Source organism: Vibrio sp. E150_011 (assembly GCF_053544015.1).
The window spans coordinates 1-14,371 of sequence record NZ_JBHFOL010000006.1 but is presented as its reverse complement, the minus strand read 5'-3'; the positions used below and the strand labels follow the sequence as shown (position 1 = coordinate 14,371).

General features: G+C 41.4%; 14 protein-coding genes and 1 tRNA gene. 6 read left to right on the top strand and 9 right to left on the bottom strand.

Going from position 1 to position 14,371, the window contains the following annotated elements:
* Positions 1 to 31: 31 nt before the first annotated feature.
* On the bottom strand, positions 32 to 892 hold the full coding sequence (locus ACE1OE_RS11355; RefSeq protein ID WP_449211118.1) for a YdcF family protein: 861 nt from the start codon (positions 890 to 892) through the stop codon (positions 32 to 34).
* Positions 893 to 915: 23 nt separating this feature from the next.
* Positions 916 to 1,314, bottom strand: coding sequence for an OsmC family protein (locus ACE1OE_RS11350; protein WP_449211117.1), 399 nt, complete (start codon positions 1,312 to 1,314; stop codon positions 916 to 918).
* A gap of 263 nt (positions 1,315 to 1,577) precedes the next feature.
* Between ACE1OE_RS11350 and msrB the strand changes: the two genes are divergently transcribed.
* Both msrB and ACE1OE_RS11340 read left to right on the top strand, forming a co-directional pair.
* Positions 1,578 to 2,708, top strand: a complete 1,131-nt coding sequence (gene msrB, locus ACE1OE_RS11345) for a peptide-methionine (R)-S-oxide reductase MsrB (RefSeq protein WP_449211116.1) — start codon at positions 1,578 to 1,580, stop codon at positions 2,706 to 2,708.
* Between the two features lie 328 nt (positions 2,709 to 3,036).
* A complete protein-coding gene (locus tag ACE1OE_RS11340; RefSeq protein WP_449211115.1) occupies positions 3,037 to 4,152 on the top strand; it encodes a mechanosensitive ion channel family protein in 1,116 nt (371 codons plus the stop codon).
* A gap of 147 nt (positions 4,153 to 4,299) precedes the next feature.
* Here ACE1OE_RS11340 and ACE1OE_RS11335 read toward each other — a convergent pair whose 3' ends face one another.
* Both ACE1OE_RS11335 and aroG read right to left on the bottom strand, forming a co-directional pair.
* Positions 4,300 to 4,707: a hypothetical protein gene (locus ACE1OE_RS11335; protein ID WP_449211114.1), complete on the bottom strand. Its 408-nt coding sequence runs from the start codon at positions 4,705 to 4,707 to the stop codon at positions 4,300 to 4,302.
* A gap of 110 nt (positions 4,708 to 4,817) precedes the next feature.
* Positions 4,818 to 5,870: a 3-deoxy-7-phosphoheptulonate synthase AroG gene (gene aroG / locus ACE1OE_RS11330; RefSeq protein WP_102468599.1), complete on the bottom strand. Its 1,053-nt coding sequence runs from the start codon at positions 5,868 to 5,870 to the stop codon at positions 4,818 to 4,820.
* Positions 5,871 to 6,307: 437 nt separating this feature from the next.
* Between aroG and ACE1OE_RS11325 the strand changes: the two genes are divergently transcribed.
* On the top strand, positions 6,308 to 7,924 hold the full coding sequence (locus ACE1OE_RS11325; RefSeq protein WP_449211252.1) for a VRR-NUC domain-containing protein: 1,617 nt from the start codon (positions 6,308 to 6,310) through the stop codon (positions 7,922 to 7,924).
* A gap of 93 nt (positions 7,925 to 8,017) precedes the next feature.
* Here the strand turns inward: ACE1OE_RS11325 and ACE1OE_RS11320 are convergent, their stop codons facing one another.
* Positions 8,018 to 8,698 (bottom strand): MaoC family dehydratase, encoded by a 681-nt coding sequence (locus ACE1OE_RS11320; RefSeq protein ID WP_449211113.1) that lies wholly within the window; start codon positions 8,696 to 8,698, stop codon positions 8,018 to 8,020.
* Between the two features lie 330 nt (positions 8,699 to 9,028).
* On the opposite strand from ACE1OE_RS11320, the gene ACE1OE_RS11315 reads away from it, so the two are divergent.
* The 3 genes from ACE1OE_RS11315 to ACE1OE_RS11305 all read left to right on the top strand — a co-directional run bounded on the left by ACE1OE_RS11315 (position 9,029) and on the right by ACE1OE_RS11305 (position 10,874).
* Positions 9,029 to 9,119, top strand: a tRNA-Ser gene (locus ACE1OE_RS11315).
* An 85-nt stretch (positions 9,120 to 9,204) separates the two neighbouring features.
* Complete coding sequence (locus tag ACE1OE_RS11310) at positions 9,205 to 9,549, top strand: hypothetical protein (RefSeq protein ID WP_449211112.1); 345 nt, start codon at positions 9,205 to 9,207, stop codon at positions 9,547 to 9,549.
* Between the two features lie 110 nt (positions 9,550 to 9,659).
* Positions 9,660 to 10,874 (top strand): Lcl C-terminal domain-containing protein, encoded by a 1,215-nt coding sequence (locus ACE1OE_RS11305; RefSeq protein WP_449211111.1) that lies wholly within the window; start codon positions 9,660 to 9,662, stop codon positions 10,872 to 10,874.
* 479 nt (positions 10,875 to 11,353) lie between these two features.
* Here the strand turns inward: ACE1OE_RS11305 and ACE1OE_RS11300 are convergent, their stop codons facing one another.
* The 4 genes from ACE1OE_RS11300 to ACE1OE_RS11285 all read right to left on the bottom strand — a co-directional run bounded on the left by ACE1OE_RS11300 (position 11,354) and on the right by ACE1OE_RS11285 (position 14,115).
* A complete protein-coding gene (locus ACE1OE_RS11300; RefSeq protein WP_449211110.1) occupies positions 11,354 to 11,845 on the bottom strand; it encodes a GNAT family N-acetyltransferase in 492 nt (163 codons plus the stop codon).
* Between the two features lie 266 nt (positions 11,846 to 12,111).
* Complete coding sequence (locus tag ACE1OE_RS11295) at positions 12,112 to 12,657, bottom strand: RICIN domain-containing protein (protein WP_449211109.1); 546 nt, start codon at positions 12,655 to 12,657, stop codon at positions 12,112 to 12,114.
* A 145-nt stretch (positions 12,658 to 12,802) separates the two neighbouring features.
* Entirely contained in the window at positions 12,803 to 13,351 is a 549-nt protein-coding gene (locus ACE1OE_RS11290) for a cytochrome b (RefSeq protein ID WP_449211108.1), read from the bottom strand.
* Positions 13,352 to 13,578: 227 nt separating this feature from the next.
* A complete protein-coding gene (locus ACE1OE_RS11285) occupies positions 13,579 to 14,115 on the bottom strand; it encodes a hypothetical protein (protein ID WP_449211107.1) in 537 nt (178 codons plus the stop codon).
* Between the last annotated feature and the right edge of the window lie 256 nt (positions 14,116 to 14,371).

Genomic DNA, 14,371 nt, shown 5'->3' with positions numbered 1-14,371 from the left:
TATATGAGCTTAGAGGTGTTTAGATTAAAATCTATGTTGTGATTTGACCGCAAATTTCACTCTCAGGATCCAAATATGCATTCAGCCTTTTTAGCTGTCTGTCAAACGTTGATAAATACTTAACAAGCACATCATGTCCGCAACCCGGTGTGGTCGCATCAACAATCTCATTTAAGACTTGGATCGCCGTCTGTAATTCTTGATCGTAAGGATGTGTTGAATACAGCCTCAACTGCTGTAACGCGGCCTTTGCAATCGACAATGGCTTTTCCCTAATACTCCACTCTCGCTTCGAGAATACCTGTGACTTAATGCCTTCTAAATACACTCGATACGTGGTCAGTTCATCTAATGCTAAGAACATTTGTCCTTGTCGCGTTTTGTGAGGATATGGAACCGCGATATGGTCATTGATGTCATACGAAAGCGAAATACACACGCCTTGCGATTCACAGCGCATTTTTAACAAGCGCAATAAGCCCTGAGCATCGAGATATTTCTGTATTTCGACTAAACGTCTGAGATGGTAGTCATTAGATAACAACCGCACGGGAATGTGCCCGCCACGTGCGATTAATTGACTTTCAATAAGAACGCGCGATAACTGTTCAATATTTTCAACTGTGTTTGTTGACTTCTCTTCCAGCAACACGGCCCCAACACGAACCGGCTGAGTATCCGCCATTAAAGAAACAAAAGCAGCATGCATAGCACTGGCCTCAGAAACTGATTGATTGCGAGTTACGCCACCACAGAACGCAACAATAGTCCTAGAACAATCATGCGTCGAAACATAGTTCACCAGTGCTGTTACACGCGACATTCCCTCATCGGTCAATTGGTCTCGATTAAGGCGCTTGCCAAGAACCAACACCAACTCTTTAAATGCCATTTTATTCACTGCTCGTTACTTCACTAAACAATTTCCCAACTGTGTGTCATTTCGACGCCAGCCCCTAGCATGAGACACACAGAGCAGTACTTCTCCAACGAGTCTTTTGTTACCTGAGCAACAATAGCCGGGTCTAGATCCTCGCCACTGACCTCAAAATGGATGTTAACCTTAGTAAAAATTTTTGGTGCTGTATCACGACGTTCCGTTGTCAGTTTTGCGACACATGATGTTGCCGCTTGGTTAGCACTTTGCAGCCCATCCACGACATCGACAGAGCTACAACCACCCGCAGCCATTAAAACCATTTCCATCGGGCTTGGGGCGGTTTTGCCTCCACTTCCGTCCATGACAATCGAGTGGCCGGATTGAGATTCACCTAAAAATTTAAATCCGTCGATCCATTTCACTTCTGCTTGCATATAAACCTCTAAATACTATCTGATTCGTTGTTGCCTGAATTAAGCGACGATGAGACCAAAAGCCCGACCATGCAAAGATAAACGTTCCTATCAATACAACTGATTTAAACGTTTATTGCAAGGAGGCATCTGACAACACTACGCCATTACTGCGCGCTTACAATGACAAGATAATAACCTGTGGTGAGATTTTTTGAAATTTTTATCCACGCTACCGTGTCTTATGAGATGAATCACACGATGTTTAAGCGATTGAGGTCCTTATGAAAACACTTCCCAAAATATTATTCGCTGCGTTGTTAGCAACGCCTCTGCTATTTCTAATGACCAGTCAGCCTGGCAATGCAGATTCAAGTAATCCAAGCAACGCATCTAATACAGAGGTGGCGACACTTGCAGGAGGCTGTTTTTGGTGTACAGAATCCGATCTAGAAAAGCTCCCAGGAGTGTTAACGGTAGTTTCCGGATATGCTGGTGGCGATGTAGCAAACCCGACCTATAGACAAGTGTCTAGTGGCAAATCGGGGCACATTGAAGTAATCCAAGTGACTTACGATTCGGATGCTGTTTCATATGAAGAAGTCTTAGACCAATTCTTTAGACACATCGATCCGACCGACAGTAAGGGATCTTTTGTTGACAGAGGGCCACAATATCGCCCTGCTATTTTCTTTCACAATGACGAACAACTTAAAATCGCCGAATCTTTCATGGCAGACATCGAATCATTGGGCATTTATAAAAAACCGCTTGCGACCGAATTGATTGCTTACACTAAGTTCTGGCCAGCAGAAGAGTATCACCAAGATTATTACAAAAAGAGTAGCCTGAAGTACAAGTACTACCGCTACAACTCTGGACGTGACCAATACCTTGACGAAATATTTGGTGATGACCGTACTGATATGCCAGTGACACTTCGTATGCTTATTGACGAAAACAATGGCAACGCTAAGCAATACACAAAACCAACAGATGACGTGATTAAGAAAACATTAACCGCTATTCAGTATGATGTGACCCAAGAAGATGGGACCGAACGTCCTTTTGATAATGAATACTGGGATAACAAACAGGAAGGTATTTATGTTGATGTTGTCACAGGAGAACCCCTATTTTCTTCGACGGACAAATACAAATCGGGTACAGGTTGGCCTAGTTTTACCAAACCAATCAACGACAAATACGTGGTGACTACCACCGACTTTAAACTTATTTACCCAAGGACTGAAGTACGCAGCCGTGTTGGTGATTCTCATCTAGGGCATGTCTTTAAAGATGGTCCAAAGCCGACTGGATTACGGTATTGCATGAACTCGGCAGCAATGAAGTTCATTCCAAAAGCGAAACTAGCGCAAATGGGTTACGACGAATTCTTACCACTATTTAAGTAAACCGTCGCGCCTGGGTAACCTGTGAGGGTAATGAACAATAAGCCCTCTGTATCACTACCTGCTTATGATAGGAATAAGATAAACAAAAACCTAAGCGATACTTGAACAATCGAGTGTCGCTTTTTTTATTCATTTACCTACGTTGTAAGTATTACCCATGTATCTACAACGAACTCCGTGCTTAACAGGTCAACGTTTTAATTAACAAAAAATCCATGCGAATGTCTATCACATATAGTATAAGTCCTGTAATTTCTTATAATTACATCTATAACGTTATCTAATAGTGCGACGTTAACGGTATCTCGCTCAAGGACCCACATAACTTATGAACAGTTCTATGGACGCATTTCAGCAGTACATCCAATCTTTCGGATACGACTGGATGAGTAATGTTTTATTGATAACGGCGGCAAGTTTCATCGCCTGGGTAGCATGGCGTATCATTTATCGCCGTTTAGAATCCCTCGCCCAGCGCACGAACTTAGAGTGGGACGACCTTCTGATACGTGCAGTCCAAACCCCTATTAGCATTCTGATATGGCTTTGGCCTGCCACCATATCGATAGGGTTGATCATTGCAACTTATTCCAACGCCGATACAAAATGGATCGGAAAGGTCGATTTACTGCTGGTCATAGCAACCTTTATTTGGGTATCGCTCCGCTTAATTCAAAATGTCGAAGTACACGTTTTAGCTCAAAAGAAACGAGATGAAACGACGGTACAAGCCATTGCCAAAGTTGCTCGGTTGCTGTTCATTACGCTCGGTGTACTCACCGTTATGCAATCGCTAGGGTTAAGTCTCTCTGGGTTGCTTACGTTCGGTGGCGTTGGTGGTTTAATCGTTGGTTTGGCAGCAAAAGATCTCTTATCCAACTTTTTTGGCGGTATGATGATTTACTTCGACCGCCCGTTCAAAGTCGGTGATTGGATCCGTTCTCCAGATCGAAACATCGAAGGTACGGTTGAGCGTATTGGGTGGCGCATGACCATCATTCGTACGTTTGACAAACGCCCGCTTTATGTTCCTAACTCAGTATTCAGTAACATTGTAGTAGAGAACCCATCACGAATGCTAAACCGACGCATTTATGAAACAGTGGGGCTACGTTATGACGATAGCGATAAGGTAAGTGCTATCGTGACTGACGTTAAGTCTATGCTAGAGAATCACAAAGATATCGACAGTAAACAAACATTGATGGTGAACTTCGACACCTTTGGACCGTCTTCCCTGAACTTTTTCATCTATGCCTTCACCAAGACAGTTAACTGGGCAAGATTTCACGAAGTAAAACAAGACGTACTACTCCAAGTCATGGCCATCATCCAAAAACACGATGCTGATATCGCCTACCCAACACAAACGTTGAAGATAGACTCAGGCCCTTTAATGACAGAGCCTGTCTCAATTGAAGCACAGCATATCACTCACCAATAGCCTGATTTATTAGGTTATTTTTCCATTACTAAATCTTTCAATTAATGCCTAGACTTAGCGCCATTAATTGAAAGATTCTCTGACTTACACAACACTAATAATAAGCATAGCAACCATCCGTGCTCGCGATCCCCCGTCTCGTATGCATTATCCTTTGAGTTGCATCGCTTGGTATTTTTCAGACTTAGTGCGACCTTTATGTTGCTTCATTGTCACCTCAACGGAACGACCGCCGTTAGTCACAGTGTAACGAATAACGTGTCTTAGATGATTATCGCTGCGGTTAATCTCACGAGCTTCTAATTGAACCGTTTTAGATCCTCGGTTTAAATCACATCGATAATCCCAATCACTATTGGCTTTCTTCAAAGACAGTAATACACGCGTCCCCTTACCTGCTTGGCTGTTTATAACGCGCGGGCTCTTGTCGAGCGCTAGCGCCAGTCCTGCTTTACACAGTTCTTCGTTGGAAAAACCCGCGGCTTGCGCTTGGGATATTGAGACTATCCCGATTAATACAATTATTGGCGTTGTCATTGTTTTTAACACGTTCATTTTACGTCCTACCTAGTTATAAACTCATGAAATTAAAACACGCCGTACGGTTAACTGCAAATAAAAAAGCCTTTGACGTGAAATCAAAGGCTTCATGTTTTCTATTTTAATTACGCATTGCGACGGGCAACAACAGCGTCCGCGAGCTGGCGTAGTACAACCTCAGTATCTTCCCAACCTATACAAGCGTCCGTAATGGATTGACCGTAAGTTGGAGCAACACCATCGACTAAATCTTGACGGCCCTCAACCAGGTGTGACTCAATCATAACCCCAAAGATAGCGTCTTCACCGTTTGCTAACTGCGAGGAGATATCCTCGGAAACGACTTTTTGACGTGAGAATTGCTTTGAGCTGTTAGCATGGCTGAAATCAATCATAACTTTCGTCGGCAAGCCAGATGCGTTTAGCTCTTCTTTTATTGCAGACACGTGCTGCGCACTGTAGTTAGGCTCTTTACCACCACGTAAAATAATGTGGCAATCTGGGTTACCCGCAGTTTCAACAATAGCTGAATGGCCGTATTTCGTCACAGATAAGAAATGGTGAGATGAACCCGCAGAACGAATTGCATCGGTTGCAATCTTAATGTTGCCGTCTGTACCATTTTTAAATCCTACTGGGCATGAAAGTCCCGAAGCCAATTCCCTGTGTACTTGAGATTCAGTAGTACGAGCACCAATCGCTCCCCAGCTGATAAGGTCCGCGACATACTGCGGTGTAATCATATCTAGGAATTCACTTGCGGTTGGCATACCCATATCAGTCAGGTCCAATAAAAGTTTACGACCCATACGTAGACCATCATTAATTTTAAATGTGTCATTCATATGAGGGTCATTGATTAGCCCTTTCCAACCAACGGTAGTACGCGGTTTTTCAAAGTAAACTCTCATTACAATTTCAAGGCGATCACCCAGTTCGTCTCGCAGTGTCTTAAGACGCTTGCCATATTCGACAGCAGCCTCTGTATCATGAATCGAGCATGGACCCACGATAACCAATAATCGGTCGTCTTCGCCTGTTAAAATATTATGAATAGCTTGGCGTGCATTAAACGTTGTTGAAGAAGCAACATCACTCGCAGGAAACTTCTCAAAAACTGCAACTGGTGGCAATAGTTCTTTTACTTTATTAATTCTTACGTCATCAGTTTGAAACATCGCTTACTTCTTCCTATTCGTAGTATCTATACTGCATATATATTCGGTCATTTTTCCTTTTTCAGACCGACTTCATGCTCTTTCCATGTAACTTATCGTCTTAAAACGCTTTGTGCAATCATTAATTATCTTTAAAGGCAATATTTCTGCATATTAAATAATTTACACGCAGTGTAAACAAAAAATTACAGCTCATAACCTTATGAATTAAAACAAAACATTCACTTTAATTCTGCATACATTACCTTATTCATATAAAGGTAAGTTGTCTACTTCAATCAATTTTACGTGCTTATTGCGTGACCAATTTCAAATTTACCTTCACTGTCAATGAATTGTTCGCGGCGATAATATCGGTGTTAACCTATTTTTTCATATGGTGAGTTCATCGTGTCATGTTACGCTCAACCCACTCTATGAATGAAAATAAAGTGTCGATGTTACCAAGTACTTCACTACCAGCAACGTATTATGTAGACAACTTTTTTAAGTTGCTGACACATGTCGAATCTTATTATATGGATTTACTCAACGGTGATGAGGTTCATTGGCTACAGCGGTTTAAAAGCTTAACTAAAAACAGTCAATGTCTTTTGGTTCGCATGTTAACGCGTAAAGGCGAATGGTTTCGAAGTGACAAGCTTTACTATGATGAGATTGGTGAGCCAAGTAAATGGCTGCAAGAGTTGGCGGGCTGCGGTTTTGTAGCCATTAACCAAACGATGCAAGCCGACATTCTAGCTCAAGAGTTACTGACTAAGCCAGAACTGATTCGAACCTACCCGTTCATCAGCCCGCGGTTAAAAAAGTCAGAGCAAATACTCGCCCTTTCTCAATATGATATTAGTGCTAAGCCATCACTTAACTTTGACGTCATTCAGCTTTTGGATGCCAATCACTACCGTCTAATGTGCCAATTGTTTTTCGGCAATGGGCGTCAAGACCTCAGTCAATTTGTTTTGGCTGACCTCGGCCTACAAAACTTTGAAGATTACGTACTTACCTCCTCTATTCGGTATTTTAAGTGCCGCGACGACGTTGATACCGCCCTCCTACTGAGTAAACTTTACGATCATTACTATCAATCTAAACTGAATCCTGTCGAGACGTTACATCAGCTGATCGCTCTATTGCCGGATGTTAAGACTCATCATGATTTAGAACGGCGTAGACAAAAGCTCATCAACCTCATCGCTCGTGATTTCGAACGCCACTCTCACGCCTTCGATGCGCTAGCACTCTACGACAAAACAACGCAACCGCCTTCTCGCGAACGTAGAGTACGTTTACACCTTGCACTTAACACGCCAGAAAAGAGCTGGCCAATTATAACGTCTATGCTGAATTCACCTCTTGATATTGAAGAGTATGAGGTTGCATTAAGGCTTAAGCCTAAGATTCAAAAGGCGCTTTCATTACCACAAGATAAACGCGTCATTATGTGCCCACCGACTCGGCATCTCGAGATGGACCTAACAAAGGCAAGCGTTGAGCTAGCGGTAAAGCAATATATGGAGTCAGAGGGCTGGGAGGTGTTTTACCTCGAAAATCATTTTTTGAACACTTTGTTTGGGCTGTGTTTTTGGGACATCATTTTTAGTCCAGTCGATGGCGTATTTATCAACGCTTATCAACAACAACCACTCGATCTTTATCAGCCTGACTTTTCATCACGTCGTCGCCGCTTACTTGATGAAAGACTTAACGTTATCGAATGCTCAGGGGTTACTCCGTTCCTGTGTCTTGCAGATTCTAAACGTGGGATAAGCAACCCATTCGTTTATTGGCCTTACGTAGACGAGCGTTGGCTTAAACTTGTCGAACAAGCAATCGATGGTCGACTGCTTCGTCAACTGTTCACGGTAATGCTGAAAGATCTTAAAAAATTCAGAACTGGCATGCCCGATCTCATCGCATTTAAAGATGGGCAATTCATGTGGTGTGAAGTGAAAGGACCGGGAGATAAGTTACAAGGTAACCAAAAACGTTGGATGCAGGAATACGAACAATTAGGCGTCGCTTATCAAGTTTGCTACGTCACTCACATGGAATAGGCCGTGCATTGATTAACGAAAACCTCATACGAAATGAACTAGATAATAAAAAAGCCAGTGACATCACTGGCTTTAAAAACTCTAAATCGAACATTAGAAGTGGAGGTGTATAACCGATACGGCAATACAAGCAGGTCGTCGAACCCCTTCTATCTCAACGCGAATTTCACGCTCAATTTCCAAGCCTTTTCTGATTGGAGTTACCTTTAGCAAGGTACTCTTCGCACGTAGGTTGCTCTCGGCTTTTACGGGATAAGGGAATCTCACTTGATTCAGACCAATATTCACCATCATTTTTGCTGTTGGAAACATTGGCTTATTCGCATCAACACTGTCCGTCAGTGCTGGTAATAGCGAAAGCGTAAGAAAGCCGTGAGCAATCGTAGTTTTGAATGGCGATTCAGCCGCTGCACGCTCAGGATCCGTATGAATCCATTGGTTATCCTCAGTGACTAAGCCAAATTGATTAATGCGCTCTTGCCCTACATTCAACCAGTCGCCTTCATGAATAACCGTTCCAATTTGGTCTTGTAGCTCTAAATACAATTTTTGTGCATCAGGCTTTAATACTATTTCCGGAGTAAGATCGGATGCATCAGGTTCATTTACCGCTGGCTTATGGTAGTCTCTAACCCAAGCAAGAAAATTGCGGTTTTGTGTTTTATCAACGAACTCTGACCAATACTCACGAAGCGCAGGCGACATCCATTGCATAAGCTCAGACTGATGCTTGATAGAATCAGCGCTTTGTTTAAACAATTTTACCACTTTCATATTGACCTCAGATTACAGTCTTTCAAAACTAACTGTAATATTTTGAACCAGTTCACAACTCTGTGCAAACTCTTTTGAGCTAACACGCGTATTCTGAACAGTGTTTTATATTTAAAATTCAATAAGTTAGCTAAAAAAACAATATTTTATTAGTTTGTGACCGATTTCATATAGCATCGATTTGAAAGCACTATCGTGTGTTTCAGTTCTTAAAATGGCAGATTTGGTTATTCAAAGTACAAAGTGATTATGATTTAAGCAAACAGTTCGTTCTGGTCACATTTACGCTTTACAGTACTTAATCATATGAATATTATAAGCGCCAACAACGGAGAGATGGCTGAGTGGTCGAAAGCACCGGTCTTGAAAACCGGCAAGGGTTAATAGCCCTTCTAGGGTTCAAATCCCTATCTCTCCGCCATATTAAAAGATTAAACCGCTGTTTTTACAGCGGTTTTTTCGTATCTATAGCCTCGAAAATCATCTTGCACATACAAGTGGCACAGATGTACTTATTGAGACTTCCAAATAGCGTTTACTACACGCGTATCGTAACCCCTCTTTCACCGCGTGACATAGGCTACCGCAAACCATTCAAATCCTCGCTTCTGCCGCGTGAACGAAAGATTTCTTACCTGAGAAAGATCGACCAGGTTCTACTACCTCACACGCTTTTTGATAAAGCTAAAGCATTGAGTTTTACCGAGTTTGAAGCAGAGCTTACCGATGCCATTAATCAATTGCATCAATGTTATCGAACCCAACTAGAAAGCACGCCCAATACGCTAATACTTAGTGGGACGACCGCAATAAAGACTGCACCTTTACCCCAAAATGGGCTGGAGATTTGAGGTGTCAGATTATCTGCAAATCTTACCTACGTTTTAACCCCGCCTTAACCCTGCTACGATTAAAATAATAGTTACTGATACACACCTCTCAACCATTAAAGGTGCCTTACATGCCAAAAGTATTGAAAACATCACTATTAGTTGGAATAACTCTCTCATTGATTAATCCTTCTTACGCTCAATACGAAACGCCAGTATTACCCGATACTGGTCAAACAGTTCAGTATGATACTGAAGGAGCGCCTTTAACTGCGTCTGAGAGTAGTCTCTTTACTGGTCAAGACGCTTCCGTAGAAAGTAATCCAATGAGGTATCAAGATAATGGTGATGGAACAGTTACAGACTTAAATACAGGTTTGATGTGGCAGAAAGCTCATGATACGACAAAAAGAAACTTAGCAGACTCAACCGCTGTTGTTGAGGGTATGAACTTAGGTGGGTATGAGGATTGGCGACTACCTACGATTAAAGAACTCTATTCTCTAGCCCATTTTGACGGTGAATTAATGAAACCAGAAAGTGGTAAAGATAGCAGTCCATACATTGATACGGAGTATTTTGACTTTGAATACGATGAACGTATTCCATTTGCAGGCGCATTCTGGTCAAGTACGCTTTATATTAAAGGGAAGGTACAAAACTTCACTGCTCACGGTGGCCTACAAGGTGGCTTCGGATTTAACTTTGCTGATGGTCATATAAAATCATACGAAACAGGTAACTTCTTTGATGGCACTGCCATTCAAAAGTCAGATAATATGTTTGTACCTGGAAACTATGTTCGAGCTGTACGCAATACGACGACGCTATATGAGATGGAGTATGTTGATAATCAAGATGGAACCATTACAGATAAATCGACAAGGTTGATGTGGGCGAAGAGTGATAGTGGTAAGCGTATGAACTGGGTTGAGTCCTTGGAATTCGCCCAAAATTCTACTCTTGCTGGATATAATGATTGGCGACTACCAAATGCGAAAGAACTTCAATCCTTGGTTGATTATGAGAAGAAGACATTACCTGCTATCAATACAACGTATTTTGAGGTGACGCCAACTCAATTTAAATCACAACAAGACTCATACTATTTCTGGACGAGTACCACCCAAGGCGACTTTAAACATACTGCAGCATATATCGCTTTTGGTCAGGCATGGAGTAAGAAAAACGCAGACTCTACCGAATACTTTGATTGGCATGGAGCAGGTGCGCAACGCAGCGATCCAAAGGTTGGTTCACCATCAGACTATGAGCTCGCTTCTGAAATGGCAACAGACTATATCTCAATTGATAACTGGGTTCGCTTGGTTAGAGATGACAAGTAATCAAGGGGCTCTATTCAACTAGTACCTTTAGAATAAGCGCTTACAGCCAATAACTTTCGGCATCAAATTTATGATGCCGTTTTATTTATAGAAAACTCTTCACAATGGTAGAAAGCCGCTTTAACTATAGAAAAGAAAGTGAATTGATACCTTGATTAGGCCAACTTCTAACGACTATCCATTCGCATTCTTTAAACTTTGTTTTGTCCAATAATGTGTCAGCGGCTCAAATTGCATGGAGATTGGCGACCACCTACATGCCTGGAACATCAGTGCCCAAAACGAAAACTCTACGGATCGCAACAAAGCAAACTATGAATTGGTGAAGGCCATAACAACACCTGCCTACCCATTTAAAGGGACAACTGCATAATGTTCCGCCAATGAATCTAACACGAAACTAAGCAGCGTAAAGTAGTAGGTTAAAGTTTGTGAGGCACGAACGAATGCCAGCTGCTTCACAAGCATTTGAGCGCCTTTTATACAATTGATAACTTATAAATATGATCGTTATGTATTTCAGTTTCCATTATGAAGTCACACTTGCTTTGCAATATAAACCCTTGTTTTTCATAAAATGATTTAGCTTTTAGATTGCCCGAATAGACTGATAATTTTAATTCTTTGAATCCACTGACTCTTGCGTAATTTAGCACTGTTTTATATAACTCTAATGCAACGCCTTTACCTTGAAAACTAGGTAAAATATAAAGTTTGGAAAGCATTGCTAAGTTTTCTGTCATCGTTTCCATAACCGCTAAACCAATGGGTTCTTTTTCTTCAAACGTCACCCAAACTTGGTGATTCTTTGAACTAAGAAGCTGCTCAAAATTATATGCCGAAAGGTGCTTTGAGATATAAACAGACTGCAAGTCACGATTAGAATCTTCGGGACATGCAAGATGAAATGTCGATTTCACTATATGTGCCAGTCCATTTATATGTAATGGTTCAGCTAAAGATATATTCATAATACTATTCCAAAGTAGAAGTGCCCAAGTGAGAGTGGTCTTGAACATGGCGAGATGTCCGTCATGCAATGTAATCCAGTACTCAAGGCGACCTACACACGACTAATTGAGGGGAAAAGCCCCCATTGCGTGTGTGAGGAAGATACCTGTATGAGGAAGATAGTGATGATACTAAATGCGATACTACGAGATGGCGCAATACGGGATAAACACATCGCTAAAAGCTAGTTATTGACGCCATACTCGTTTGTTAGCTATTTAATCGGCTACAGTGATTTAATTATCCACTGTTGGTAATCACTTTTACTGTCATCACACAGTTGTAAAGATACGGGCCTCATTACATGCACAGGTGTGCCACCACGCCCTTCTTTTTTATTTTCACCATCAACGGTAACACATAAATTTGGCGCCCCGTTTAGTGAAAGCTGACCATTATCTTTTAGTTCAAACTGCTGAGTTACCGAAGAGTTACATTCTTCCAATTGAAGCGAAGCATTTTGTTCTAGTGATGATGCTGACATACATACATCGAAGTAACTTATTCGAAACACGCCTTTCGAGATAAGTGATAAATCGAAGCCTTGGTCCTCTAGAATTTCACCTGTGTAGTTATAGCAAGTATGGGCCTGCAACCCCCTTTCAATTGGCGCTAGAGCGCCTTTACCACCAGCGATGTCTAAACAATAACCTCGGGATTCATCCAAACTCGCGGCCAACATGACCTCTGCAATATTTTCAGTTTCAGCCGATTGAACAACCGTGGAGGTTGTTGATAAAAACGCCACAGCTAAGATAAAGAATGGCTTCATATTTTTCCCCTGTTAATTATTTATTTGAGAAAATTATAGTTCATAAGGTTCGATGATGGGTTACGTTGATAGTGATGTATTAAGGTGTGAGGTACGCTTGCCATACGGTGAGCAACGCGAAACAGGCAAGCGTAAGGGATCACTCTTAAACGCTTTGATGTGCGTCGATCTTACGACCTAACATTCGGCTCACTGTACCATCTTTATCTATAATTTGATGTTTAAGAGCACCTACAATATGAAGTGCTAATACGGCAATAAGTACATTAGCAGCTATACCGTGAATATTACCCCCTAACCCACTTAGCCATTCGACCTTAGCACCAGCACTAATAAGCTCTAATCCGAACAAATCTATTGCTCTACCGCTGCCTATACTCATCATCACACCTGAAATAGGCATCAACAATGTACCCAATAGCAATACATGATGGACGCCTGTTGCTAATACTTTTTGAATATTAGTTAATTTTGCAACACTAGATATTGAGCCTTCTTTCAGACGCCAAAATAGTCGTAAAATAGCAACAACCAAAACAATAACGCCTAAAGATTTATGAATTCCCAATAGTTCAAATTTTTCAGGTGCTCTAGGTAAACCTTCGACATAAAGACCAAGAGCCATTACGCCGATAAATAGAAGCCCTGTAACCCAGTGAAATACGATAGTTGGTATAGATAGTTTATTCTTCATAACGTTAAAACCATGCAATTAGTATGTGAATGAGTATAACTACCATTCACATGCTAAAGAATGTCATGTGGCGTAAAGATATGTAAAGACATGTAAAAACTTGAATATAATGACAAAGTTCTAGGAGCACAACGCTTACTAAGCGGCGGTATTGGCTCCCCTCAGTGCATTTAACTTCAAACCAACACCGCCAAGCGTTACGCGTGCAGCTGAGCAATTTGTTACCTTTACTTTTTGATGCAGTCTAAAAACGCTTGATCTGCAAATGCTTGTTCAATGTTTAGTTTCATTATCTCGTTTAAAGTGCCGAAAGCGTTCGCAAATTTTGCGGTGTTCTTTTCAATTCGGTGTTTTTTTTCGTAACAAGTACTGTGCCCTTTTGAATTGACTCGATAATTGACGACGAGTGTCCAATCAATGCTGTAACCAAGATCATCAATTAAAAACTCTTGAATTTCACCAGAGAGTTCATTTTCTGACTTCCCAACACTTATCCCTACAAACCTTGATTCAGTAAAAACAGCGCTCTCAAAATATTCATCGACATTCTTCTCAAAAACAATGTCACCAATCGCTGTATTTCGGATCTGGTTGGGTTTAACATCTGGATTAATTTCGCCTGGTAAATATTTAAAATCTCCGACATTCAAATTCCCTTCAACAGACATAGTACTGCTGGGGGTGTAATTAAGCGTTAATGGCGCTGAAGAACATCCGGAAAGTACGACTACAGCAATAACTGCTCCAATTTTTTTATATAACATTTTTCATCCTTGTAATTATGTTGCAATAAGGTGTGACATAAAGCTAACGCTTGATTAAGTGGTAGTGACGCTACACCGAAACAGATTTGAGCACCGTAAACACATAAGCCCAAATAGATACAAAAGCTGCCACGCATTGCGAGTTTCTCTTAAGTAACTTGTATGGATAATAAGCATTCCAATCGGGTAAGGTGAGACCCAGACTTTAGCTGCAACTAAAGTTCTTCTATTTGGTAGTTCGATTGAGCAATGGCTC

Bases quoted from the DNA above. Each gene is read 5' to 3' on its own strand.
- aroG (WP_102468599.1), bottom strand. From the start codon at position 5,870: ATGTTTCAAACTGATGACGTAAGAATTAATAAAGTAAAAGAACTATTG.
- ACE1OE_RS11285 (WP_449211107.1), bottom strand. From the start codon at position 14,115: ATGTTATATAAAAAAATTGGAGCAGTTATTGCTGTAGTCGTACTTTCC.
- ACE1OE_RS11310 (WP_449211112.1), top strand. From the start codon at position 9,205: ATGTACTTATTGAGACTTCCAAATAGCGTTTACTACACGCGTATCGTA.
- ACE1OE_RS11295 (WP_449211109.1), bottom strand. From the start codon at position 12,657: ATGAAGCCATTCTTTATCTTAGCTGTGGCGTTTTTATCAACAACCTCC.
- ACE1OE_RS11305 (WP_449211111.1), top strand. From the start codon at position 9,660: ATGCCAAAAGTATTGAAAACATCACTATTAGTTGGAATAACTCTCTCA.
- ACE1OE_RS11320 (WP_449211113.1), bottom strand. From the start codon at position 8,698: ATGAAAGTGGTAAAATTGTTTAAACAAAGCGCTGATTCTATCAAGCAT.
- ACE1OE_RS11300 (WP_449211110.1), bottom strand. From the start codon at position 11,845: ATGAATATATCTTTAGCTGAACCATTACATATAAATGGACTGGCACAT.
- ACE1OE_RS11340 (WP_449211115.1), top strand. From the start codon at position 3,037: ATGAACAGTTCTATGGACGCATTTCAGCAGTACATCCAATCTTTCGGA.
- msrB (WP_449211116.1), top strand. From the start codon at position 1,578: ATGAAAACACTTCCCAAAATATTATTCGCTGCGTTGTTAGCAACGCCT.
- ACE1OE_RS11325 (WP_449211252.1), top strand. From the start codon at position 6,308: ATGTTACCAAGTACTTCACTACCAGCAACGTATTATGTAGACAACTTT.
- ACE1OE_RS11350 (WP_449211117.1), bottom strand. From the start codon at position 1,314: ATGCAAGCAGAAGTGAAATGGATCGACGGATTTAAATTTTTAGGTGAA.
- ACE1OE_RS11335 (WP_449211114.1), bottom strand. From the start codon at position 4,707: ATGAACGTGTTAAAAACAATGACAACGCCAATAATTGTATTAATCGGG.
- ACE1OE_RS11290 (WP_449211108.1), bottom strand. From the start codon at position 13,351: ATGAAGAATAAACTATCTATACCAACTATCGTATTTCACTGGGTTACA.
- ACE1OE_RS11355 (WP_449211118.1), bottom strand. From the start codon at position 892: ATGGCATTTAAAGAGTTGGTGTTGGTTCTTGGCAAGCGCCTTAATCGA.